The organism is Microbacterium gawkjiense, from assembly GCF_031932225.1.
GTDB lineage: Bacteria > Actinomycetota > Actinomycetes > Actinomycetales > Microbacteriaceae > Microbacterium > Microbacterium gawkjiense.
In genome coordinates, this window is the sequence record NZ_JAUZVV010000001.1 from 377,287 (window position 1) to 400,359 (window position 23,073).

The 23,073-nt window shown below is 71.7% G+C and carries 18 protein-coding genes; 5 read left to right on the forward strand and 13 right to left on the reverse strand.

Annotation, left to right across the window (positions count from 1 at the left end; all coding sequences use genetic code 11):
- The 4 genes from Q9S71_RS01885 to Q9S71_RS01900 all read right to left on the reverse strand — a co-directional run bounded on the left by Q9S71_RS01885 (window position 1) and on the right by Q9S71_RS01900 (window position 3,689).
- Window positions 1–546, reverse strand: coding sequence for a hypothetical protein (locus tag Q9S71_RS01885; protein ID WP_311860198.1), 546 nt, complete (start codon window positions 544–546; stop codon window positions 1–3).
- Window positions 543–944 (reverse strand): hypothetical protein, encoded by a 402-nt coding sequence (locus tag Q9S71_RS01890; RefSeq protein ID WP_311860199.1) that lies wholly within the window; start codon window positions 942–944, stop codon window positions 543–545. Before Q9S71_RS01890 ends, Q9S71_RS01885 begins: the two co-directional genes overlap by 4 nt.
- A 43-nt stretch (window positions 945–987) precedes the next feature.
- A complete protein-coding gene (arfA, locus tag Q9S71_RS01895) occupies window positions 988–2,499 on the reverse strand; it encodes an arabinosylfuranosidase ArfA (RefSeq protein WP_311860200.1) in 1,512 nt (503 codons plus the stop codon).
- Window positions 2,500–2,687: 188 nt separating this feature from the next.
- Complete coding sequence (locus tag Q9S71_RS01900) at window positions 2,688–3,689, reverse strand: LacI family DNA-binding transcriptional regulator (RefSeq protein WP_311860201.1); 1,002 nt, start codon at window positions 3,687–3,689, stop codon at window positions 2,688–2,690.
- Between the two features lie 75 nt (window positions 3,690–3,764).
- On the opposite strand from Q9S71_RS01900, the gene Q9S71_RS01905 reads away from it, so the two are divergent.
- Window positions 3,765–4,577, forward strand: a complete 813-nt coding sequence (locus Q9S71_RS01905) for a DUF1206 domain-containing protein (protein ID WP_311860202.1) — start codon at window positions 3,765–3,767, stop codon at window positions 4,575–4,577.
- Window positions 4,578–4,598: 21 nt separating this feature from the next.
- Here Q9S71_RS01905 and metH read toward each other — a convergent pair whose 3' ends face one another.
- Window positions 4,599–8,225: a methionine synthase gene (metH, locus tag Q9S71_RS01910; protein ID WP_311860203.1), complete on the reverse strand. Its 3,627-nt coding sequence runs from the start codon at window positions 8,223–8,225 to the stop codon at window positions 4,599–4,601.
- A gap of 86 nt (window positions 8,226–8,311) precedes the next feature.
- Here metH and Q9S71_RS01915 point away from each other — a divergent pair, with 86 nt between their 5' ends.
- Window positions 8,312–9,295 carry an o-succinylbenzoate synthase gene (locus Q9S71_RS01915; protein ID WP_311860204.1) on the forward strand — a complete coding sequence of 328 codons (984 nt, stop codon included), beginning with the start codon at window positions 8,312–8,314 and terminating at the stop codon, window positions 9,293–9,295.
- A 3-nt stretch (window positions 9,296–9,298) separates the two neighbouring features.
- Here the strand turns inward: Q9S71_RS01915 and Q9S71_RS01920 are convergent, their stop codons facing one another.
- A complete protein-coding gene (locus Q9S71_RS01920) occupies window positions 9,299–9,895 on the reverse strand; it encodes a TetR/AcrR family transcriptional regulator (protein ID WP_311860205.1) in 597 nt (198 codons plus the stop codon).
- Window positions 9,896–10,001: 106 nt separating this feature from the next.
- Here Q9S71_RS01920 and Q9S71_RS01925 point away from each other — a divergent pair, with 106 nt between their 5' ends.
- Both Q9S71_RS01925 and Q9S71_RS01930 read left to right on the forward strand, forming a co-directional pair.
- On the forward strand, window positions 10,002–12,878 hold the full coding sequence (locus Q9S71_RS01925) for an MMPL family transporter (RefSeq protein WP_311860206.1): 2,877 nt from the start codon (window positions 10,002–10,004) through the stop codon (window positions 12,876–12,878).
- Window positions 12,875–15,178 (forward strand): YhgE/Pip domain-containing protein, encoded by a 2,304-nt coding sequence (locus Q9S71_RS01930; protein ID WP_311860207.1) that lies wholly within the window; start codon window positions 12,875–12,877, stop codon window positions 15,176–15,178. The genes Q9S71_RS01925 and Q9S71_RS01930 overlap by 4 nt, the downstream gene beginning before the upstream one ends.
- Before the next feature lie 37 nt (window positions 15,179–15,215).
- Here Q9S71_RS01930 and Q9S71_RS01935 read toward each other — a convergent pair whose 3' ends face one another.
- Genes Q9S71_RS01935 through Q9S71_RS01965 form a run of 7 tightly spaced genes read right to left on the reverse strand, consistent with a single transcriptional unit; the run spans window position 15,216 to window position 21,611 of the window.
- A complete protein-coding gene (locus tag Q9S71_RS01935) occupies window positions 15,216–16,085 on the reverse strand; it encodes an alanyl-tRNA editing protein (RefSeq protein ID WP_311860208.1) in 870 nt (289 codons plus the stop codon).
- Between the two features lie 4 nt (window positions 16,086–16,089).
- On the reverse strand, window positions 16,090–17,118 hold the full coding sequence (gene ccsB, locus Q9S71_RS01940) for a c-type cytochrome biogenesis protein CcsB (protein WP_311860209.1): 1,029 nt from the start codon (window positions 17,116–17,118) through the stop codon (window positions 16,090–16,092).
- Window positions 17,119–17,145: 27 nt separating this feature from the next.
- On the reverse strand, window positions 17,146–18,897 hold the full coding sequence (gene resB, locus Q9S71_RS01945) for a cytochrome c biogenesis protein ResB (RefSeq protein ID WP_311861672.1): 1,752 nt from the start codon (window positions 18,895–18,897) through the stop codon (window positions 17,146–17,148).
- Entirely contained in the window at window positions 18,875–19,690 is an 816-nt protein-coding gene (locus Q9S71_RS01950; protein WP_311860210.1) for a cytochrome c biogenesis CcdA family protein, read from the reverse strand. Before Q9S71_RS01950 ends, resB begins: the two co-directional genes overlap by 23 nt.
- Window positions 19,687–20,286, reverse strand: a complete 600-nt coding sequence (locus Q9S71_RS01955) for a TlpA family protein disulfide reductase (RefSeq protein WP_311860211.1) — start codon at window positions 20,284–20,286, stop codon at window positions 19,687–19,689. Before Q9S71_RS01955 ends, Q9S71_RS01950 begins: the two co-directional genes overlap by 4 nt.
- Window positions 20,283–20,912, reverse strand: a complete 630-nt coding sequence (locus tag Q9S71_RS01960) for a histidine phosphatase family protein (RefSeq protein WP_311860212.1) — start codon at window positions 20,910–20,912, stop codon at window positions 20,283–20,285. The genes Q9S71_RS01955 and Q9S71_RS01960 overlap by 4 nt, the downstream gene beginning before the upstream one ends.
- Window positions 20,913–20,936: 24 nt before the next feature.
- Window positions 20,937–21,611, reverse strand: a complete 675-nt coding sequence (locus tag Q9S71_RS01965; protein WP_311860213.1) for a DedA family protein — start codon at window positions 21,609–21,611, stop codon at window positions 20,937–20,939.
- Window positions 21,612–21,722: 111 nt separating this feature from the next.
- Here Q9S71_RS01965 and aspS point away from each other — a divergent pair, with 111 nt between their 5' ends.
- A complete protein-coding gene (gene aspS / locus Q9S71_RS01970) occupies window positions 21,723–23,063 on the forward strand; it encodes an aspartate--tRNA(Asn) ligase (protein WP_311860214.1) in 1,341 nt (446 codons plus the stop codon).
- The last annotated feature ends 10 nt before the right edge of the window (window positions 23,064–23,073 follow it).

Here is a 23,073-nt window from a genome sequence, read left to right on the forward strand (position 1 = left end):
TCAGATCGGCTCGTCCCAACTGATCACCCGGGCGTTGCCGAGCGGCACCGTGCCCGGTGCGAGCACGTGCGGGATGCCATGGAACCACGCCCCGCTCACGCCTCGCCGCACCATCTCCTCGAGCCACGCACGGTTGGCCGGCGGGATCTCGGTCGCGGTGACGAAGGATGCCACCTCGAACGGCACCACCTCCGACGGGTCGATCGCGTCGCCGACCGCCGACACCGTGCGGTCCAGGACGACGGTCCCCGGCGGCAGGTCCGCGGCGGGGATCGCCCAGAACTCCGTGCGCGGGAGTTCCTTGCCTCGCACCTCACGCCAAGCGCGCCAGATCGCGTGCGGGTGTACCGGGCTGAGGAACACCACCTCGGTCCACGATCGCCCCGTGCCGGGGATCGCGGTCTCGCGCAACCGCCGCCGCTCCGAGGTGTCGTCGTACTTCGCCATCGCCCGCGCGTGTGCGGTCGGGTCGAGCATCGCCAATTCGGATGCCGGGACGAGCGCCTCGCCGACGAGGTCGAGCCGCTGGTGGAAGACGAGGTTCACGCGGCGGGTCGCACGCCGTCGAAGGGGGTCAACGTGCGCAACCCGGTCTCCCCCACGTGCAGGAACAGTCGGAGCCGGCCGTCCTGCGACATCGGATCGCGGGGACCGTACGGCGCGTCCGAACAGTTGTCTGCCGTCGAGCCGACGCGGATCTCCTCCTCGACCGCGACATCGCCCTTCTCCACGTCGGCGACGGTCACACGGTAGGCGTTGGCGTCGAACCCCAGGATGTTCATCGTTCCGTCCGGTTCGATGTCGTCCGTGAGCACGACGACGTCGGCGTCGCGCGCACGATCCTCGTCGGACTCGTAATCCACCCAGCTCGCGCACGATTGCGAGGTGCACCCCGTCAGAGACGCGGCGACCAGAAGAACCACCACGACACCCGCACGCCTCATGCCGACCCCCTCACCCGAGAGTGTCGCACCTGCGGCGCCCGTCTCAGGCGAGCGCGACCGCCGTCCACGACACCGGGGGCAGCGTGATCCTCAGCGTGCCGCCGTCCAGAGCGGCGGAGTCGTTCGCGCGCGGCGCGACGCGCTCGCGATCGGCGAGCGTGTTCTTCGCGTACACGTCGTCGTCCGAGAGCGTGTGCGTCTCGGCGATCGAGGTGGCCCCGAGGCCCGACACGTCGACCGATACCTCGATCGACTCGGTCGTGCTGCGGTTGACGAGGAACACGGCGCTCCGCCCCGTGGCGTCGTCGTGCGTGGCGACGGCGTCGACGAGCGGCACCTCGCCGAACACGGCGGTCTCGTACGACGGCGCGTCGACGAGCACCCGCATCGCCTCGCCCTGCGCGAGGCGCGACGTGAGCGAGAACGGGAAGAACGTCGTCTGGCGCCACGCCGGTCCGCCCGGCTCGGTCATGATCGGCGCGATGACGTTCACGAGCTGCGCGAGCGACGCGCTCGCGACGCGGTCGGCGTGCTTGAGCAGCGAGATCATGAGGCTGCCGAACACCACGGCATCCACCACCGAGTAGACGTCCTCGAGCAGTCGCGGCGCGACCGGCCAGTTGTCGATGCCGTCGATCTTCTCGACGTTCTCCCACCGCGAGAGGTACCAGACGTTCCACTCGTCGAACGAGATGTCGATCTTCTTCGACGACCGCTTGACGGCCGCGACATGGTCGGCGGTCGCGACGACCGTCTCGATGAAGCGGTCCATGTCGACCGCCGAGGCCAGGAAGCTGCCGATGTCGCCGTCCTTCTCCTCGTAGTACGCGTGGCACGAGATCAGGTCGACGTCGTCATACGTGTGGCTGAGCACGACCCGCTCCCATTCGCCGAACGTCGGCATCGTCGCACCCGACGAGCCGCAGACGACGAGCTGGATCGACGGGTCGAGCTGCCGCATCCCCTTCGCCGTCCGCGACGCGAGCTTTCCGTAGTCCTCCGCGGAGCGGTGACCCAGCTGCCAGGGGCCGTCCATCTCGTTGCCGAGGCACCACATACGGATGTCGAAGGGCTCGGTCGCGCCGTTCGCGACGCGCTGGTCGCTGAGGGTCGTGCCCGAGCGGATGTTGCAGTACTCGAGCAGATCGATCGCTTCGAGCGTGCCGCGCGTGCCGAGGTTCACGGCCATCATCAGGTCGCTGCCGACCTTGTCGAGCCACGACGAGAATTCGTGCAGGCCGACCTCGTTGGTCTCGGTCGAGTGCCAGGCCAGGTCGAGGCGGCGCGGGCGCTCGGCGACGGGACCGACCGAGTCCTCCCAGCGGAAGCCCGACACGAAGTTGCCGCCCGGGTAGCGGATCGTGTCGACCCCGAGCTCCTTGACGAGGTCGATGACGTCGGTGCGGAACCCCTCGGCATCCGCCGTTTCATGACCCGGCTCGAAGATGCCGTCGTAGATGTGCCGGCCGAGGTGCTCGACGAAGCCGCCGAAGATCTTGCGGCGGACCTCCCCGATGGGGGCTGCGGCGTCGACGATGAGGCGTGCGGAGGTCATTTTGGGCTTTCTTGGTCAGACCGGTAAACGTTGTAATTCATGATGGCGGCGCGGATGCCGGGCGTCAAGCGTCAGCGGACGCAATGGATCCGCGACGGCACGCCGCGGCAGGCGACCCGGGACCGGCGTGTCGCGCGAGATCCATTGCATCCGCGATCACCGAACGAGCGGATGCCGGGCGTCGAGCGTCAGCGCGCCGGCGCGGACTCCCGCACGCGCACCTCGAAGGGTGCCGACACCACGCGCGCCTCGCCCGCGGCATCCCCCACCCGGCCCAGCAGCGTGTCGACCGCGGTCTGCGCGATCCACTGCCGACCCGGGTCGATCGTCGTGAGCGACGGGATCGCGTACGCCGCCTCGTCGAGGTCGTCGAACCCGACGACGGCCACCTCGTCGGGCACGCGTCGCCCCGCCTCCTGCAGCGCGCGGATCGCGCCGAGCGCGAGGGTGTCGTTCAGCCCGAACACCGCGTCGAAGTCCACGCCGCGCGCGAGCAGGTCGCGGACGGCGTCGGCGCCGCCCGCCCGGTCCCAGAACCGGGTCTCGACGATCAGGTCCGGATCGTGCGCGACGCCCGCGTCGGCGAGAGCCGCGCGGTGGCCCCGCAGCCGCAGCCCTGCCGCGCCGTCGTCGTCGTGCGCGCCGAGGACGGCGATGCGCCGACGTCCGGCCGCGAGCAGATGCTGCGTCGCGGCCCGCGCCGCGTCGACGTTCTGCATCGTCACGTGGTCGACGGGCGCGTCGTAGACCCGTTCGCCGAGCAGCACCGTCGGGTACGTCCGCGGGCGGTCGGCGAGGTCGGATGCCTCCAACCCCAGCGGACTGAGGATGAGGCCGTCCGTCAGCCCGAGCCGGGGACTGCGCAGCAGCTCGCGTTCCCGGTCGCGTTCTCCGCCGGTCTGCTCGACGAGCACGACGACGCCGCGCTCCTCGGCGCGGGCGATGACCATCCCCGCGAGCTCGGCGAAGTAGCTGAACGAGAGATCCGGCACGGCGAGGGCGATCACGCCCGTCCGTCCGCTGCGGAGGCTCCGGGCGGTCAGGTTCGGGGTGTACCCGAGCTCCGCGATCGCCCGCTGCACCTTCTCCCGCGTCGCGGGGCGGACGTGCGGATGCGCGTTGATGACGTTCGACACCGTCTTGATCGACACGCCGGCCACCCGTGCGACGTCGTGCAGTGTCGGTGTCATCCGCCCTCCCGGCGTCACTGTACAGCGGAGCGCAACCCCTGCGTGGCCGGCGGTCGCGGTGCCTAGGCTGACGCCATGACCTCGACAGCCAAGAGCGCGGCCCACGACGCCAAGAACAGCCGGGCGGTCCACGTCCTCGCCCGGGCAGGCTTCGCCGCGAGCGGGATCGTCCACATCCTCATCGGCGTCATCGCCATCTCGATCGCCCTCGGCGGCGCCGGCGGGCAGGAGGCCGACCAGTCGGGCGCCCTCGCGCAGCTCGCCGCAGCCCCCGGTGGCATCTTCCTGCTATGGGCCGTGACGATCGGGCTGGCCACCCTCGGGCTGTGGCATCTGCTGAGCGCCGTCGTCGACCGCAGCGCCGACTCCGGCAAGGACCGCGCCGTGCACATCGTCAAGAACGGCGCGAAGGGGCTCGTCTACCTCGCCCTCGCCGTCACGGCGGGCACGTTCGCCGCCGGCGGGTCGTCGAGCTCGTCAGGCTCGACGACCTCGCTCACCGCGGGCCTGCTCTCGACGCCCGGCGGTGTGTTCCTCGTCGTCGCCATCGGGATCGTGCTGATCGCCATCGCGGGGTACCTCGTGGTCAAGGGCGTCACGCGACGCTTCGAGCGCGACCTGAGCATGCCGGGCGGGACCGCGGGCCGCGGCGTGCGGATCCTCGGCACCGTCGGCTACATCGCCCGCGGCGTCGCGATGGCGGGTGTCGGCGTCCTGTTCCTCTTCGCCGCCGCGACCAACGACCCCGAGAAGTCCAGTGGACTCGACGGAGCCCTGCGCACGATCGCCGACCTCCCCGCCGGCAAGATCCTGCTCGTCCTCGTGGGCGCCGGCTGGATCGCGTACGGCGTCTACGCCTTCTTCCGCGCCCGCTACACGCGCCTCTGAGGCCCGCTCACCGGGCGCCCGTCAGACCGAGAAGTACTTCGCCTCGGGGTGGTGGAACACGAAGGCATCCGTCGACTGCTCGGGATGCAGCTGCAGTTCCTCGCTGAGCTCGACCCCCATCCGTTCGGGATGCAGCAGCTCGACGACCTTGCGCCGGTCCTCCATGTCGGGGCACGCCGGGTACCCCAGCGAGAAGCGCGCGCCGCGGTACTCGAGCTTGAAGAGGCCGGCCGTGTCGGCGGGATCCTCGCCGGCGAAGCCGAGCTCGGCACGGATGCGGGCGTGCCAGAACTCGGCGAGCGCCTCGGTCAGCTGCATCACGAGCCCGTTGAGCTCGTAGTAGTCGCGGTACCGGTCCTCGGCGAAGAGCTTCGCGGTGACCTGGTCGATCCGGGCGCCCGCCGTCACGAGCTGCACGGGCAGCACGTCGACCTCCCCCGATTCGCGGGAGCGCACGAAGTCCGCGAGGCAGAGGTGCCGGTCGCGCCGCTGGCGCGGGAACGAGAACCGCAGCCGCTCGGTGCCGACCTCGCCCCCGGATCCGCCGTCGGGCGCGAGCAGCCCCGGCACGCCGAGGCGACCGGCGGCATCCGCGCCGTGGTGCAGCACGACGACGTCGTCGCCCTCGCTGACGACGGGGAAGTAGCCGTAGGCGACCGACGCGTCGAGCATGCCCTCGGCGAGAATGCGGTCGAGCCAGTACCGCAGCCGCGGCCGCCCCTCGGTCTCGACGAGCCGCTCGTACGTGAGGCCGTCGTCGCCGCGCCCGGGTTTGAGCCCCCACTGCCCCATGAACGTCGCGCGTTCGTCGAGGAAGGCGGCGTAGTCGGCGAGCGCGACACCGCGCACGATCCGGGTTCCCCAGAACGGCGGGGCCGGGACGGGGTTGTCGGATGCCACGTCCGACCGCCCGGGCATCGCCTCGGGCTCGGTCAGGGTGAGCTTCGACCCCGCCGAGTGGATGCGCTTCTTCAGCGGCGGGAGACCGACGGATGCCGGGTCCGCCCCGCGCGCGATCTTCACGAGGGGCTCCATGAGCGCGAGGCCCTCGAAGGCGTCCTTCGCGTAGCGGACCTCGCCCGGGAAGATCCCGGCGAGGTCGTCCTCGACGTACGCGCGGGTCAGCGCCGCGCCGCCGAGGATCACGGGCCACCGGCCGGCGAGCCCGCGCGACGCGAGCTCCTCGAGGTTCTCCTTCATGACGACCGTGGACTTCACGAGCAGGCCGCTCATGCCGATGACGTCGGCGTCGTGCTCCTCGGCGGCGGCGATGATGTCGGCGATGGGCTGCTTGATGCCGAGGTTCACGACGGTGTAGCCGTTGTTGGTCAGGATGATGTCGACGAGGTTCTTGCCGATGTCGTGCACGTCGCCGCGGACGGTCGCGAGCACGATCGTGCCCTTGCCCGACGCGTCGGTGCGCTCCATGTGGGGTTCGAGCAGCGCGACGGCGGTCTTCATCACCTCGGCGGACTGCAGGACGAACGGCAGCTGCATCTGGCCGGCGCCGAACCGCTCGCCGACGACCTTCATTCCCTCGAGCAGGTGGTCGTTGATGATCTCGAGCGGGGCGATGCCGCCCTCGCGCGCGAGGTCGAGGTCGGCCTCGAGGCCCTTGAGCTCTCCGTCGATGATGCGGCGCTCGAGCCGCTCCCCCACGGGCAGGGCGGCGAGCTCGGCGGCGCGCTGGTCGCGCAGGGCGGCCGTGTCGACGCCCGCGAACATGTCGAGCATGACGGCGAGCGGGTCGTAGGTGACGTTGCCCTCGGCATCCGTCTCGCGCCGGTCCCACACCAGGTCGAGCGCGACTTTCCGCTGCTCCTCGGGGATCGAGGCGAGCGGCACGATCTTGGCCGCGTCGACGATCGCCGAGGTGAGCCCCGCCTGCGTCGCCTCGTGCAGGAAGACCGAGTTGAGTACCGACCGCGCCGCCGGGTTGAGCCCGAACGACACGTTCGAGACGCCGAGGGTCGTGTTGATGCCGGGGTACTTCTCGACGAGTCCGCGGATCGCCTCGATCGTCTCGATCGCGTCGCGCCGCGTCTCCTCCTGACCGGTCGCGATCGGGAAGGTGAGGCAGTCCACGACGATGTCCGAGACCCGCATCCCCCATACCCCGACGAGCTCGTCGACGAGCCGCGACGCGATGCGCAGCTTGTCGACGGCGGTGCGCGCCTGGCCCTGCTCGTCGATCGTGAGCGCGATGACGGCGCTGCCGTGCTCCTTGACCAACGGCATGATGCGGCCGAACCGGCTCGTAGGGCCGTCGCCGTCCTCGTAGTTGACCGAGTTCACGACGGGGCGCCCGCCGATGAGCTCGAGGCCCGCCTGCAGGACGGCGGGCTCGGTCGAGTCGATGACGAGCGGAAGAGTGGATGCCGAGGCGAACCGCGACACGATCTCGCGCACGTCCGCGACCCCGTCGCGACCGACGTAGTCGACGCAGACGTCGAGCAGGTGCGCGCCGACGCGGATCTGGTTCCGCGCGATCTCGACGCAGTCGTCCCACCGCCCCTCGAGCATCGCCTCGCGGAACGCCTTCGACCCGTTCGCGTTCGTGCGCTCCCCGATCGCGAGGTAGGCGGTGTCCTGGTCGAACGGCACATGCTGGTACAGCGACGCGACCCCCGGCTCGGTGACGGGCGACCGCGGTGCCGGCGCGGCGACCGGGCGCAGGCGCTCGACGACGGCGGCCATGTGCTCGGGGGTCGTGCCGCAGCATCCGCCGACCAGTCCCAGCCCGAACTCGCGGACGAACTGCTCGTGCGCCGTCGCGAGCTCGTCCGGGGTGAGCGGGTAGTGCGCCCCGTCGGCAGTCAGCACCGGGAGTCCGGCGTTCGGCATGCACACGACCGGCACCGTCGCGTGCTTCGACAGGTGCCGCAGGTGCTCGCTCATCTCGGTGGGACCGGTCGCGCAGTTGAGACCGATCCCGTCGACACCGAGGGGCTCGAGCGCCGTGAGCGCCGCACCGATCTCCGACCCCATGAGCATCGTGCCGGTCGTCTCGACCGTCACCTCGACGAGGATCGGCAGACGGATGCCGCGATTCACGATCGCCTGCTTGCAGCCGTTGACGGCGGCCTTGGTCTGCAGGAGGTCCTGCGACGTCTCGATCAGCAGCGCGTCGGCGCCCCCGTCGATGAGGCCCTCCGCCTGGAGCGCGAAGGTCTGCTTGAGGTGGTCGTAGGTCGTGTGACCGAGGGTCGGGAGCTTCGTGCCGGGGCCCAGGGATCCGAGCACCCAGCGGAGGCGGCCGTCGCGCGCCTCGGCGGCGTCGACGCGTTCCCGCGCGATGCGCGCCCCGGCGGCGGCGAGCTCGTGGATGCGGTCGTCGATGCCGTAGTCCGACAGGTTCGACCAGTTCGCCCCGAACGTGTTGGTCTCGATCGCGTCGATCCCGGTGGCGAGGTATTCGTCGTGGATGGCGGCGATCATGTCGGGGCGCGAGACGTTGAGGATCTCGTTGCACCCCTCGAGCTGCCGGTAGTCCTCGAGCGTCGGGTCGTGCCGTTGCAGCATCGTGCCCATCGCGCCGTCGGCGATCACGACCCGCTCGGCGAGCGCGTCCAGCAGCGCCTGCGCCCGGGCGGGGCGCGGGACGGACTCGACGTCGAGCGGGTGACAGAGGGCGAGGGGGCTGCTCACCCGCGCGAGTCTACTTCCGGCGCGGCATCGCGGACCCGCCCGCCGACCACGGGCGTCACGACCGCGACGAGGGCCAGGATGGGGGCATGCACCTGCCTCCGCTGGCCGACCTGCGCGCGAGCGCGCGGGTGGTCGCCCTCCCGCTCCACACCCGCTTCCGCGGCATCGACGTCCGCGAGGCGCTGCTGCTCGAGGGACCGGAGGGGTGGGCCGAGTTCTCGCCCTTCGTCGAGTACGACGACCGCGAGTCGGCGGCGTGGCTCGCGGCCGCGATCGAGTACGGCTGGGAGCGCACGCCCGCGGCGGTGCGCGACACGGTCCCGGTGAACGCGACGGTGCCGGCGGTGGCCGCGGCATCCGTCCCCGAGGTGCTCGCCCGGTTCGACGGATGCCGTACCGCGAAGGTCAAGGTCGCCGAGCCCGGGCAGACCCTCGCCGACGACGTGGCGCGCGTGCGGGAGGTGCGCGCCGCGATGGGACCCGAGGGCCGCATCCGCATCGACGCCAACGGCGCGTGGAACGTCGACGAGGCCGAGCACGCCGTGCACGCCCTCGCCGGGTTCGACCTCGAGTACGTCGAGCAGCCGTGCGCGACGGTGCCCGAGCTCGCCGAGCTGCGCACCCGCATCCGCTGGATGGACATCCCGATCGCCGCCGACGAGAGCGTGCGCAAGGCGGACGACCCGGTCGCCGTCGCCCGCGCGGGCGCGGCGGACCTCCTCGTGATCAAGGTGCAGCCCCTAGGGGGCGTGCGTCGTGCGCTCGAGATCGTCGCCGAGGCGGGGCTGCCGGCCGTCGTCTCGAGCGCCCTCGACACCTCGGTGGGCCTGGCGATGGGCACGGCCTTCGCCGCGGCCCTGCCCGACCTCGCCTTCGACTGCGGGCTGGGCACTGCGTCGCTGCTCGCCGCCGACGTCGCGGCGGAGCCGCTGCGGCCGCGGTCCGGCGCGCTGACGGTCGGTCGCGTCACCCCCGACGCCGCGCTGCTCGACGCGCACGCCGCAGCGCCCGAGCGGCGGGACTGGTGGCTCGCTCGCCTCGAGCGCTGCCACGCGATCCTCGCCGAGTAGGCGTCAGGCCTCGCCGACCAGCAGCGGCACGAGCTGCTCGAGGCGCGACTGCATCGCCCGGTTCGCCTGGCGCTCCGTCAGCCGCTCGAGGGCCGCCTGCACGCTGCACTGCTCCGACACGTCCAGCAGCAGCGAGGCCGCGTCGGCCACCGGCATCCGCAGCGGCAGTCCGTGGCGCTCGCTCACGTCGCGGACGATCGTCTCGATGCGGCCCAGCATCTGCGCCCGCCACGCCAAGAACGCCTCCGCCAGTCGCGGGTCGCGCAGCGCCTGCGTCCGCACCTCGCTGAGCAGCTGCGGCTCCATTCGTTCCGCGAGCGACATGTCGGCGATCTGCCGGACGAGATCGAGCGGACTGTCGGTGCCGGAGAGCCGCCGGACGCGCACCGACACCTCGTCGAGCTTGTCCTCCGAGAGCCGCGTGATAAGGGCGAGGAAGAGTTCGTCCTTGGACTCGAAGTTCGAGTAGAACGCGCCGCGGGTGAACCCCGCGCGCTCGCAGATCGCCTCGACGGATGCCGCATCCAGTCCGACCTCGGCGAACACCTCGTGCGCCGCCTCGAGCAGGCGCGCTCGCGTGTTCTCTCGGCTTCGCGTCATCTCACACCCACCCCTCAGGCTCGGCACCGGCGTGCGGGTCTACGATACACATGTGTATCGGATACAGCGCTGTATCGAACCCGTCCGACTCTGACCAGGAGCGCCCGTGTCCACCATCCTCTTCACCCTCGGCCGATGGGCCTACCGCCACTCGTGGCGCGTGCTCATCGCGTGGATCGTCCTGCTCGGGATCGTCGGCGGCGGCGTCGCCCTCTTCGCCAAGAGCACCGACAACTCCTTCACGATCCCGGGCACCGAGGCGCAACAGGGTCTCGAGCTGCTGAACCGCACGTTCCCGCAGGCGAGCGGCGCGAGCGCGCAGCTCATCGTCGTCGCGCCCGAGGGCGAGACCGTCGAGGACCAGCCGCTCCGGGGAGAGATCGACGACCTGGTGACGATGCTCGGCGACATCGACGGTGTCACCTCGGCGACCTCGCCGTTCGACGAGATGGTCGACGGCCTCGTCTCCGACGACGCCCGCGCGGCGCTCGTCCAGATGCAGTTCGACGGTCAGTCCACCGAGGTGTCCGACGCGACGATCGCCGCCGTCGAGAAGGCCGCGACCGACTTCCACGACCAGCTGCCCGCCGGGGCGCAGTCGGCGCTCGGCGGAGACCTGTTCGCTGCGTCGATCCCCGCCCTCTCGATCGTCGAGGTGATCGGTGTGCTCGTCGCGCTGTTCGTCCTCATCGTGACGTTCCGCTCGTTCGCCGTCGCCTGGTTCCCGCTCGTCAGCGCACTCATCGGCGTCGCCCTCGCGATCGCCCTCATCTTCCTCTCGACCGCCGTCACGACGATCTCGTCGACCACCCCCATGCTCGCCGTGATGCTCGGGCTCGCGGTGGGCATCGACTACGCCCTGTTCATCGTGTCGCGCCACCAGGATCAGGTGCGCGCGGGGATGGACCCCGAGGAGTCCGCCGCCCGCGCCGTGGGCACCGCGGGCTCGGCGGTCGTGTTCGCCGGCGTGACGGTCATGATCGCCCTCGTGGGCCTCAGCATCGCCGGCATCCCGTTCCTGTCGACCATGGGCATCGCCGCCGCCGTCGCCGTGGCGGTGGCCGTCGCGGTCGCCGTCAGCCTGACACCGGCCCTCCTCGGGTTCGCGAAGGGCCGCGTGGTCGGCTGGGGCGGACGGATGCTGCAGCGCGGCGTCCCGACGCGACGCCGCAAGAAGGAGGCCGACGAGACCGAGGCCGAGGCCGAGGCCGAGGCCGACACGACGGATGCCGCGCCCGCGGCCCCCGCCGTCATGCCGCCCAACCGCTGGGTTATGCTCGTGACGCGGCATCCGATCATCGCGACGGTCGCCGTCATCGTCGGACTCGGCGTGATGGCGATCCCCTCGGCGAGCCTGCACCTCGCCCTGCCCAACGCGGGCGTCCAGCCGCCGTCGAGCCAGGCGCGTCAGGCCTACGACCTGAACGCGGAGTACTTCGGCGCCGGGTCGAACGGCCCGCTCGTCATGACCGGCACGATCGTCACCTCGACCGATCCGCTCGGGCTGATGGACGACCTCAAGAAGGAGGTCGAGGCGATCCCCGGCGTCGAGCGCGTCGCCCTGGCCACCCCGAACGAGACCGCCGACACCGGCCTCATCCAGATCGTGCCGACCACCGCCCCCGACGACCCCGCGACCGCCGACCTCGTGCGCGAGCTGCGCTCGCACCACGACGAGTGGGAGAAGGAGTACGGCGTCGACCTCAAGGTGACCGGCTACACCGCCGTCGGTATCGACGTCTCCGATCGTCTGGGCGCGGCCCTGCTGCCCTTCGGGATCTTCGTCGTCGGCCTCTCCTTCATCCTCCTGATGATCGTCTTCCGGTCGATCTGGGTGCCGCTCAAGGCGACCCTGGGCTACCTGCTGTCGATCCTCGCCGCCTTCGGCGCGGTCGCCGCGGTGTTCGAGTGGGGCTGGCTCGCCGACCTCCTCCACGTCACGCGGACGGGCCCCGTCATCAGCTTCATGCCGATCATCCTCATGGGCGTGCTCTTCGGCCTGGCGATGGACTACGAGGTCTTCCTCGTCTCGCGCATGCGGGAGGACTTCGTCCACGCCGTGCGCGCCCGCGGGGGCCGTGCCGACCGCGCGACCGCCGTCGCCGCCGTCCGCAGCGGCTTCACCGCGTCAGCGCGCGTCGTCGTCGCGGCCGCCGTCATCATGTTCGCCGTCTTCGCGGCGTTCGTCCCCGAAGGCGACAGCTCGATCAAACCAATCGCCCTCGGGCTCGCCGTCGGCATCGCCGTCGACGCCTTCCTCGTGCGCATGACCCTCACCCCCGCCGTCATGGCCCTGCTGGGCGAGAAGGCGTGGTGGATGCCGCGCTGGCTCGAACGCCTGCTGCCCAAGGTCGACATCGAGGGCGAGGCGGTCGAGCACGAGCGCAGCCACGCCGACTGGCCCGAGCCGGACTACCGCGGCGCGCTGGCGGCCGACGACCTCGAGGTCCGCGCCGAGACCGCCGACACCGATCTCGTGCTGTTCTCCGGCGCGAGCGTCCGGCTCGACGACGGCGGCACGCTCCTCGTGACCGCCGACGACCCGCACGTCTCGCGGGCGTTCCTGCTGACCGTCGCCGGGCGCATCGAGCCGGCGGCCGGACTGCTCCGGGTCTCCGGGCACCTGCTGCCCGGGCGCGCGCCGTGGGTCCGCGCCCACGTCTCGGTCGCCGACCTCGCCGGTGCCGACGCCCCCCTCAGCGAGCTGCGCAGCGCCCTCGCCGGGCGCACGCGCTTCGTCGTGATCGCCGGGCTCGACACCCTGACCGGGGCATCCCGCGATCAGGCCGCCGCGCTCCTCCGCGACGCCGCCAACAGGGTCGCCGCGAAGGCCGGTGCGCTGACGATCGTCGCCTCGGCGCGCGACCTCGACGCGGCGCGGGCCCTCCTCGGCGACGCCTACCGACCGAAGCCCGAGCTCCTGCGCCTCACCGCCCCCATCCTCCGCACGACCGACGCCGACACCCAGGTGATCCCCTCATGACTCTCCCCTTCGAACGCGCACAGACTCGACGGCCCGTCTCGTGGCTCACGCTGCTCGGCGTGCTCCTGCTGCCGGCCGTGATCGGCGGCATCCTCGTCGCGGCGCTCTACAACCCGACCGAGCGGCTCGACGCGATGAACACCGCCATCGTCAACAACGACGAGCCGGTGGAGGTGAACGGGCAGACGACACCCCTCGGGCGCCTCCTGACGGCCGGACTCGTCGAGGGCTCCGACGACCTCGACAGCAACCTGACGTGGACGATCTCCAACGAGGACGACGCGACGGAGGGCCTCGAGGACGGCACGTACGACGCGATCGTCACCATCCCGAAGAACTTCTCGGCCGCCGCCACCTCGACCGCCCCCGGCGGCACGCCCGAGCGCGCGACGATCGAGCTGACGCCCTCCCCCGACGCGCGCATCGTCGACGACGCCATCACCAACCAGGTGACGAGCACCGCGGCATCCGTCCTCGGCGAACAGCTGACCACGACCTACCTCGAGAACGTGTTCCTCGGCTTCACCACCCTGAACGAGCAGCTCGGCAAGGCCGCCGACGGTGCGACGCAGCTCGCCGACGGCGCGACGAGCGCCGCCGACGGTGCCGCGCAGCTCGCCGACGGCGCGACGACCGCGGCCGACGGCGGCTACTCGCTCGCCGACGGCGTGCGGCAGCTGTCGTCCGGCGCGTCCGGCATCGCGTCGGGCGCGGGGGCGCTCTCCACCGGCGCGACCGGCATCGCCGACGGCGCCCGCGGCCTCGCCGACGGTGCCGGTACCGCGGCGGACGGCATCGACCGGCTCGCGGACGGCGCCGACCAGCTCGCGGACGGCGCGGCGAAGACCTCGACGGGCCTCGACGAGTGGGCCGCCGGTGCGCGGCCGATCGCCACCGGCACGCAGGAACTCGCCGACGGGCTCACGAAGGCGGCCGAGCAGACCGCGGCCATCCCCGCGGTCCCGAGCGGCATCGTCGACGGGATCAAGGCGCTCACCGCCGACGGCGCGCAGAACCGCGAGGCGGTCACGGCCGCCGTCGAGGCGATCTCGGCCGCCGCCGAGGCCTGCGACCCCGCGGTGGCGGGGTCCGAGCTGTGCGATTCGTTGACGGACGCCGCGGCCCAGGCGACGACGGCGCTTCCCGGCCTGCAGGCCACCGTCGGCGACGCGGAGCAGCTCGCGAAGGACATCGACACCCTCGCGAACTTCGGACCGACCCTGACGCAGGGGCTGCAGACCTCCGCCGCCGCGGCCCAGCAGCTCGCGACCGGGATGGGGCAGCTCGCCGACGGTGCCGACCAGCTCGCCGGCGGGGCGGGCCAACTGTCCACCGGAGCCGCCGGGCTCGCCGACGGGGCAGGGCAAGCCGCGACGGGTGTGCGCCAGCTCGCGGGCGGCGCCGACCAGCTCGCGGGCGGCGCCGACCAGCTCGCGTCGGGCGCGGGGCAGCTGTCGACCGGGGCTCAGGCCCTCGCCAGCGGCGCGGGGACCGCCGCCGAAGGAACCGACCAGCTCGCCGACGGCGTGGGCGCGCTGGCGACCGGGGCCGGCGAGCTGTCGACCGGCGTCGGCAAGCTCGCCGACGGCACCGGTGACCTCGCCGGCGGCCTCGACCAGGCGGTCGACGGTGTGCCCTCCTACACCGATGCGCAGGCGAAGGACCTCGCCGCGGTCGTGGCCGAGCCCGTCGTCGCCGACGGCACCGGCACGTCGCTGTTCGGGGCCTCGGCCGTCCCTCTCCTCGCGACGCTCGCCCTCTGGTTCGGCGGTCTCGCGTCCTTCGTCGTGCTGCAGGCGATCCCGCGCACGGCGCTGTCGTCGCGTCGGTCGTCCGCGGCCCTGGCGCTGCGCGCGCTCGCCCCGGGCGCCGCGGTCGGCGCGCTGCAGGGCCTGCTCGTCGCGGGTGTCGTCCAGCTCGCCGCCGGGTACGACCTCGGCGCGTGGGCGCTGTTCGCGGCGATGTGCGTGCTCGCCGGTGTCGCGTTCGCCGCGGTGAACCACGCGCTGGTCGCCCTCCTCGGCGGCATCGGGCGCTGGGTCTCGGTGCTCGTGGGCGTTCTGGCGGTCGCGACGGGCATCGTCTCCACCGTTCCGGGCACGCTCCTCGACGTCGCCGGGCTCCTGCCGACGGCCCCCGCGTACACGGCGATGCTGGCCGCATTGACGGATGCCGGGGGCGGCGCCCCCGCCGCGATCGCCCTCGTCGTCTGGACGGTGCTCGCGATCGCCGCGAGCGTGCTGGCCGTCACGCGGCACCGCTCCACGTCCGCCCGCGCGGTGCTCGCCCAGCCCGCCTGAGCGGCGGCGCCGGGCCCGCGCGGGACGACCGCGCGGGTCAGCGGGCGAGGCGGATGCCGGTGGTCATCGTCAGCTCGACGCCACCGGGCACCTCGGCCGAGGCCAGGGCGACCGTGATGGCCTCGACCTCGGCGAGCGAGGTCAGGTGCGTGCCGCCGCACGGCAGCTCGACGGCTCCCTCGGGCAACTCGCAGCGCCACGTGCGCCAACCGGCGAGGGTGCGATCCTCGCGATGGATGCCGATGGCTCCGGGCGTCCCGGCCCAGCCGGCGAGCGTCGCGTTCGCGCGTTCCTCGACGGCGCGCAGGTCGTCGAGCGCAGCGGGGTCGAAGCCCTTCCGGCGCAGCGACTTGCCGATGCGGTAGACGTCGGTCGAGCCGTAGGCCGTGATGCGGGACGTCTGGATCGCGAGCATGTCGAACGCGGGGTGACCCGCGGCATCCGTCGGGGCGTCCTTCTTCCAGGCGTCCGCGAGGGCTGCGTCGAGCGCGAGCGAGGCGAGGTGGCATGCCGTGTGCCCGGCCGACAGGGCGGCGCGCAGCCCGGCGTCGACCTCTGACTGCACGACGGTGCCGACCGCGGGGGCGGGACCGTCGACGACGTGGACCACGACGAACGTCCAGCCCTCCGTCCCCATGCGCACCGGCAGATCCGCACCCACGACGAGATCCTCGTCGTGCACTCCCCCGGTCACCGTGTCGACGACGCGGAGCTCCCCGTCCGGGGTGCGCAGGACCCCTGTGTCGGCGGGCTGGTCGGGCCACGCCGTGTCGACGGGGTGGAACGGCGTGCTCTCGAGGACGACGCCGGCGCGGCCGCCTGCGAGGGTCGTGACGTGGGTGACGACCGACGAACCGGTCAGGGCGCCGTCGGGGTAGGTGACGACGGTGGCGGCGAGCGGGGTCACGGGATCAGCTGGGCAGGCCGCTGTAGGAGTGCAGGCCCTGGAAGAACTGGTTCACGATCGTGAAGTTGAACAGCACCGCCGTGAAGCCCACGATCGACAGCCACGCCGACCGGGTGCCGCGCCAGCCGCGCGTCGCGCGGGCGTGGATGTATCCGGCGTAGACGACCCAGATCACGAAGGTCCAGACCTCCTTGGTGTCGAAGCCCCAGTAGCGGCCCCACGCGTCGTTGGCCCAGATGGCGCCGGCGATGAGGGTGAAGGTCCAGAGCACGAACCCGATGATCGCGAAGCGGTAGGCGAGCGACTCGAGCACGTCGGCGCTCGGCAGGGTGCGCAGGAACGGCAGACGGGTGCGGGGCGCGGCATCCGACCCCACCGCGGCCAGCGCGAGCCGCTCGCGGCGCGACTGCAGCAGCTGCACGACCGAGAGCGCGAAGGCGATCGCGAGGAACGCCGACGCCAGCGACGCGACGAAGACGTGGATGACGAGCCACACGCTCTTGAGCGGGTCGGACAGCGGCACGACCTCGACGTAATACGCAAGAGCCGCGCCGCCGAGGAGGACGACGATGAGGCCGTTGATGAACGCGCCGAGGAAGCGCAGGTCGTACTTGACGAGCACGGTGAGGAAGACGGCGACGACGAGGAGCGTGCCGGTGAGGGCGAACTCGTAGTTGTTCGACCACGGCACCCGGCCGGCGGCGATGCCGCGGGTGACGTCGGCACCGAGGTGGAACAGCCACGCGATCGTCGTGAGCACGACGCCGAGCCGGGCGAACAGGAATCGCCCGCGCTGCGAGGGCGCCGCCTCGAGCGCGATCTTGGCCGCGGCCTCCTCCGCACGGATCTCGTCGATCGTCTGCCCGCCGCCGGCGGCGACGAGTGTGCGCGCCTGCGTCTTGGCCTTGGCGTCCTGAGCGGCGATCGCGAGCTCGGACCGGCGCGCGAGGTCGACGGTGAAGGCGAGGAAGCCGAGCGTGTAGATCGCGATCGCGGTCCACAACAGCAGGACGGAGATGTCATCGAACGACATGGGGTCCTCCGGAGGAGATGGGTGGTTTCAGTCTACGTTCGCCGGGCTGACCGGGGCGGATGCCGGTTGCTCGCCCAGCGCGGTGCCGTGGCGGCGGGCGAGGTCGGCGACCGCGACGGCGATGGCCGGGTCCTCGCCGCGGGCCAGGCCCGCGTACTCGATGCGCACCTCGTCGTCGCCGACGGGGGTCGCCTTCACCCACATCCGGCGGCGCGGCACGAACAGCGCCGTGAACAGCCCGAGCATCGCGAGGATCGCGAAGACCAGCACCCACGTGGCGCTCGAGTCGTTGTGGATCGACAGCGAGACGTACCGCTTGACCGACTCGGGTGCGCCGGCGCTGCGCTCGTCCTCGAAGGTCACCGTGCCGCGGCCGCCGGGCAGGTCGACCGTCTGCCCGGGTGAGAGCTCGAGCGAGGGGGCGTCGGCGTTGCGGCCGGCGATCTCGGTCATGCCGTCGGTGTCGAGCGCGTACACCGAGCGCGGCGTGCCGTCGTCGATGCCGAGGTCGCCCTCGTACACGAAGAAGGTCAGCCGCGGGTCGAGGAGGTCGCCGTACGCCGAGGTCAGCGCACCGGTGTCGAGCTCGGCGACCGTCGGGTAGAAGAAGCCGACCATGCCGAGCTGCTCGCCGCCCGTGTCGGGGATCTTCACGACGCCCTGCGAGGTCATCGTCGCGCTCTGCGGCAGGAACGGGACGGACTCGCTGAACACGACGTCGCCGGCGCCGTTGCGCACCGTGATCGTCGGCGCGTAGCCGTTGCCCATGAGGTAGACCCGGTCGCCGGCCATCGTGATCGGGTGGTTCACTTCGATCACCTGGTCCTCGGGCTCCTGACCCGGGAACCGCGTCGTGACGTGCGCGGCGAAGTCGCCCGCCTGCCCCGAGCCGGGCGCGTAGGTCACGTCGAACCGGTCGAGGGTGATCGAGTACGGCGTCAGCGCCTCGGTGTCGACGAACCGGCCGGGGTTGAACGACGTGTACCCGAGGCCGAGCGAGTTGACGAAGCCGTCGCCCTCGGTGATCACGGTCTGTCCCGTGTAGGTGAAGCCGCCGCCGATGCCGACGGACAGGAGCACGCCGACGAGGGCGCCGTGGAAGATCAGGTTGCCGGTCTCGCGCAGGTAGCCGCGCTCGGCCGAGACCGACGCGACGCCGTTCCGGTCGTAGCGCTCGACGCGGTAGCGGGCCGAGCGCAGCTGCGCCTCGGCGAGGTCGACGGCGTGCGTGGCGTGGCCCGCGGCATCCTCTCCCTCGGGCACCGCGACCGTCGTCTCGCTGTGGTCGGCGAGGCGCGAGAGCCGCACGGGCGTCCGCGGCGGGCGGGCCTGCAGCGCCTTCCAGTGGTGCTTCGTGCGCGGGAGGACGCATCCGATCAGCGAGATGAACAGCAGGATGTAGATCGCCGAGAACCACACCGAGGTGTACACGTCGAACAGCTGCAGCGCGTCGAACGTCGGGTACAGATCGGGGTTCGTGGCGCGCCACTGCGTGACGCCGTTCGGGTCGGCGCTGCGCTGGGGCACGAGCGATCCGGGGATCGCGGCGATCGCGAGCAGCAGCAGGAGGACGAGGGCCGTCCGCATGCTCGTCAGTTGACGCCAGCCCCACCGGAGCCACCCGACGAACCCCAGCGCGGGCTGGGTGATGCCGTCGGACTCCTCGCGTCCGCGCACGGCGGGGTCGAGGCGGTCCTCGGTGCGGTCGAGGTGGTCGCCCGGTCGGAGCGGGCCGTCGACGACGTCGGCGCGCGGGTCAGAGGAACGTCGGGACACCAGCCACCACCCCCTGGAACGAGGCCATCAGGGTCGTCCAGATCCCCGTCACCATGAGGAGGCCGAGGAGGACGAGCATCGCACCGCCGATGATGTTGACGACGCGGATGTGGCGGCGGATGAACGCGACCGACCGCGTCGCCCACGACGCACCGAGGGCGAGCAGGACGAAGGGGATGCCGAGTCCCAGCGAGTAGGCGACGGCGAGCAGACCCGCGCGCGTCGGATCCGCCTGACTGTAGGCCATGCTCAGGATCGTCGCGAGGGTCGGCCCGATGCACGGCGCCCAGCCGACGCCCATCGCGACCCCGAGCAGCGGCGCCCCGACGAGTCCGAGGTTCTGCGTGAGCTGCGGACGGTACGTGCGCTGCGCGAGTCCGAACACCCCGACGAAGATCAGGCCCATGACGATCACGACGGCGCCGAGCACCCGCGTGATGACCTCCTCGTACTGCAGGAAGAGGCGTCCGAGGCTTCCCGCGAACACCCCCATCGACAGGAACACGACGGTGAACCCGGCGATGAACAGCAGCACGCCGACCAGCAGCCGGCCGCGTCCGATGGCGGGGCGGGCGGGTGCCGCGGTCGCCGTTGCGACGCCGGTGCCGGATGCCGCGGCCCGGGCCACCGGCATCCGTCGTCCGTCCTTCGGGGTCATCGCGCCGCCGAGGAAGCCGAGATAGCCGGGGACGAGCGGGAGGACGCAGGGCGAGAGGAACGAGACCAGACCGGCGAGCGCGGCGATCGGGATCGCGATCCAGAGCGCCCCGTCCGCGACGACCGCGCCGGGGTTCACTGCTTCTCCGCCAGGGTGTCCTCGACGAGGTCGCGGAGGGTCGTGGCATCCGGCAGCTGGCCGAACAGGCGCGCGGCCACGCGCCCCTCGCGGTCGACGACGAGGGTCGTCGGGGCCGCCTGGAGCGAGGTCCAGTCGGCGAACGCGAGCTTCAGGTCGACGTCGCCGCGGGCGAGGATCGACGGGTAGGTGATGCCGTAGGTCTCGTCGAACGAGGTGGCCTGCTCAGGGCCGTCGTAGATGTTGACGCCGAGGAACTGGGCGCCGTCGGCCTTCGTGTCCTGGAACGTCTCCTCGAGGACGGGCGCTTCGGCGCGGCAGGGGCCGCAGGCGGCGTACCAGAAGTTCAGCACGACGACGTCGCCCGCGAAGTCGTCGCTCGAGATCGTCGACCCGTCGACGGCGGTCCCCGAGAACGAGAGCGCCTCGCCGCGCTTGTCGGCGGGGATCGTCTCGACCCGCCCGTCGCTGGAGATGAAGCCCTGCGTGTTGCCTTCGCGGTAGAGGTTCGCGAGGTCGTCGTTCTGCCCCGAGCAGGCGGCGAGGCCCGCGGTGAGCGCGATCGCCGCGACGGCGGCGAGGATGCGGCGCCTCATACGGCCCCCACGTCCACGGCGCCCGCGGTCGGGGCGGGCTCGACGTAGTCGACCTCGCGCCACACGTCGCCCGCGAGCTCGAAGCTCGTGATGCTCGACAGGTCGCACCGGCGACGGCGCGGGTCGTGCCGCAGCGGCAGCCCCGCGACCGAGAGGTGCGTGATCCAGATCGGCAGCTGGTGCGAGACGATGACGGCGTCGCCCGACGGGGTCCGGTTCCACGCGTCGCGCATCGCGGCCTGCATGCGCTCGACCACGTCGAAGTAGGCCTCGCCCCAGCTGGGGAGGGCGGGGGTGCGCAGGTGCCACCAGTTGAGCGGGTTGCGCAGGGCACGCTGCATCCGCTTGCCCTCGAAGACGTTCGTCGGCTCGAGGACGCGGGCGTCGATGACGGGCGTGAGGCCGAACAGCTCCGCGATCGGCGCCGCGGACTCGCGTGCCCGTTCGAGGGGCGAGGACACGAGCGACTTGACCGGTCGCCCCTGTGCCTTGAGGTGCTCGGCGGCGAAGCGTGCCATGTCGCGGCCGTCGTCGCTCAGATGGAAACCCGGGAGGCGTCCGTACAGCACGCGCTCGGGGTTATGGACCTCCCCGTGGCGCACGAGATGGAGGCGGGCGGCGGGCACCCCCCCAGTCTACGTGCGGCCCTCCTATGCGGGGCCTGAGCGCCGGTCGCGCACGACGGCGCGGATGCGGACGAACAGGAACCACGCCACCAGCAGGACGACGATGACGATGACGATGTTCTGGAACACCCCCGCGTACTGCTCGACGATGTGCCAGTTCTCGCCGAGGAAGAAGCCTGCGAGCACGAAGATCGAGTTCCAGATGAGGCTGCCCGCCGCGGTGAGGAGGCCGAACTTCCACCAGTGCATCTTCGAGACGCCCGCCGGGATCGAGATGAGGCTGCGGAAGAGGGGCACCATCCGGCCGAAGAAGACGGCCGCGGACCCGTGACGGTCGAACCAGGCGACCGTCTTCGTGACGTCCTCGCCCTTCATGAGCGGCATCTTCTCGGCGACGCGCGTGAGGCGGTCGGCGCCGAGCACGCGGCCGAGCCCATACAGGAGGTAGGCGCCGGCGACCGATCCGAACGTGGTCCAGCCGATCGCCTCGGCGAGGGTGAACGAGCCGCGCGACGCGGCGAGACCGGCGACCGGCAGCACCGCTTCGCTCGGGATCGGCGGGAACAGGCTCTCGAGACCGACCGCGATCGCCGCGCCGATCGGACCGATCGTCTCCATCAGCGTCACGAGCCAGTCGGCCAGCGCGGAGAGCCAGGAGCCGCCGCCGGAGCCGGACGCGGCGTGGAACATGTCGGTCATCGGGTGCTCTCTCGCGCTCGGTGATCGGATGCCCGGCCGGGCCCCCTGTGGTGCTCCAGCCTAGGCGGGCGGGCATGGGCGCCGGCTGGGTGCCGCGTAGACTCGTCCCTCGTGAGTGAACGCACCCTCGTCCAGCAGCTGCAGTCCCGTGAAGACGGTCCCGTCTCGGTCTCCGGATGGGTCGAGACCGTCCGTGATCAGAAGAAGGTGCAGTTCGTCATCCTCCGCGACGAAACCGGCGCGGTGCAGCTCGTGAACCCCGCGACCCGTCCGGCCGAGGACGGCACGGAGCAGGATGCCGCGGCCCTGGCGCTCACCGACCTGATCTCGAACCTGTCGACCGGCACCTTCCTGACCGCGACGGGCGAGCTCAAGCACGACGAGCGGGTCAAGCTCGGCGGTGTCGAGATCAAGATCAGCGGACTCGAGATCGCGGCCGCCGCCCTCCCCGAGACGCCGATCGCGGCCGACTCGGGTCTCGACAAGCGCATGGACTGGCGCTTCATCGACCTGCGCCAGCGCCGCAACAACCTGGTGTTCCGGGTGCAGACGACCCTCGAGCACGCGATGCGCTCGTACTGGATCGAGCGCGACTACATCGAGGTCCACTCCCCCAAGCTCATGGCGTCGCCCTCGGAGTCCAACGCCGAGCTGTTCGAGGTTCCCTACTTCGAGGAGAAGATGGCCTACCTCGCGCAGAGCCCGCAGTTCTTCAAGCAGATGGCCCAGGTCGCCGGCTTCGGCAAGATCTTCGAGATCGCCCCCGCGTTCCGCGCCGACCCCTCCTTCACCTCGCGCCACGCGACCGAGTTCACCTCGATCGACGCCGAGATCAGCTGGATCGACTCGCACGAGGACGTCGCGCGCATGCAGGAGGAACTCCTGCAGACCGCGATCCGCGCCGTCGCCGAGAAGCACGGCGACGAGATCAAGGCCCTCTTCGACATCGACGTGGTCGTCCCCGAGCTGCCGTTCCCCCGCATCCCGCTCGCCGAGGCGCGCGAGATCGTCGCCGCCCGCGGCTACGAGATCCCCCGCACCGACGGCGACCTCGACCCCGAGGGCGAGCGTCAGATCGCCGCGCACGTGCAGGAGACCTACGGTCACCAGTTCGTGTTCGTCACCGACTACCACCCCGAGATCCGCGCTTTCTACCACATGCGCGACGAAGAGACCGGGCTGACCAAGTCGTACGACCTGCTCTTCAACGGCGTCGAGATCACGACCGGCGCGCAGCGCGAGCACCGCGTCGACGTCCTCATCGAGCAGGCGAAGGAGAAGGGTCTCGACCCCGAGCACCTCGACTTCTACCTCGACTTCTTCCGCTTCGGCGCGCCGCCCCATGGCGGCTTCGGCATGGGCCTGGCCCGTGTCCTCATGCTGCTGCTCGGGCAGGACTCGATCCGCGAGGTCACCTACCTCTTCCGCGGACCCACCCGACTCGCGCCGTAAGGCGACACCC

Bases quoted from the DNA above. Each gene is read 5' to 3' on its own strand.
- Q9S71_RS01890 (WP_311860199.1), bottom strand. From the start codon at position 944: ATGAGGCGTGCGGGTGTCGTGGTGGTTCTTCTGGTCGCCGCGTCTCTG.
- arfA (WP_311860200.1), bottom strand. From the start codon at position 2,499: ATGACCTCCGCACGCCTCATCGTCGACGCCGCAGCCCCCATCGGGGAG.
- Q9S71_RS01900 (WP_311860201.1), bottom strand. From the start codon at position 3,689: ATGACACCGACACTGCACGACGTCGCACGGGTGGCCGGCGTGTCGATC.
- Q9S71_RS01905 (WP_311860202.1), top strand. From the start codon at position 3,765: ATGACCTCGACAGCCAAGAGCGCGGCCCACGACGCCAAGAACAGCCGG.
- Q9S71_RS01915 (WP_311860204.1), top strand. From the start codon at position 8,312: ATGCACCTGCCTCCGCTGGCCGACCTGCGCGCGAGCGCGCGGGTGGTC.
- Q9S71_RS01920 (WP_311860205.1), bottom strand. From the start codon at position 9,895: ATGACGCGAAGCCGAGAGAACACGCGAGCGCGCCTGCTCGAGGCGGCG.
- Q9S71_RS01930 (WP_311860207.1), top strand. From the start codon at position 12,875: ATGACTCTCCCCTTCGAACGCGCACAGACTCGACGGCCCGTCTCGTGG.
- ccsB (WP_311860209.1), bottom strand. From the start codon at position 17,118: ATGTCGTTCGATGACATCTCCGTCCTGCTGTTGTGGACCGCGATCGCG.
- Q9S71_RS01955 (WP_311860211.1), bottom strand. From the start codon at position 20,286: ATGAGGCGCCGCATCCTCGCCGCCGTCGCGGCGATCGCGCTCACCGCG.
- Q9S71_RS01965 (WP_311860213.1), bottom strand. From the start codon at position 21,611: ATGACCGACATGTTCCACGCCGCGTCCGGCTCCGGCGGCGGCTCCTGG.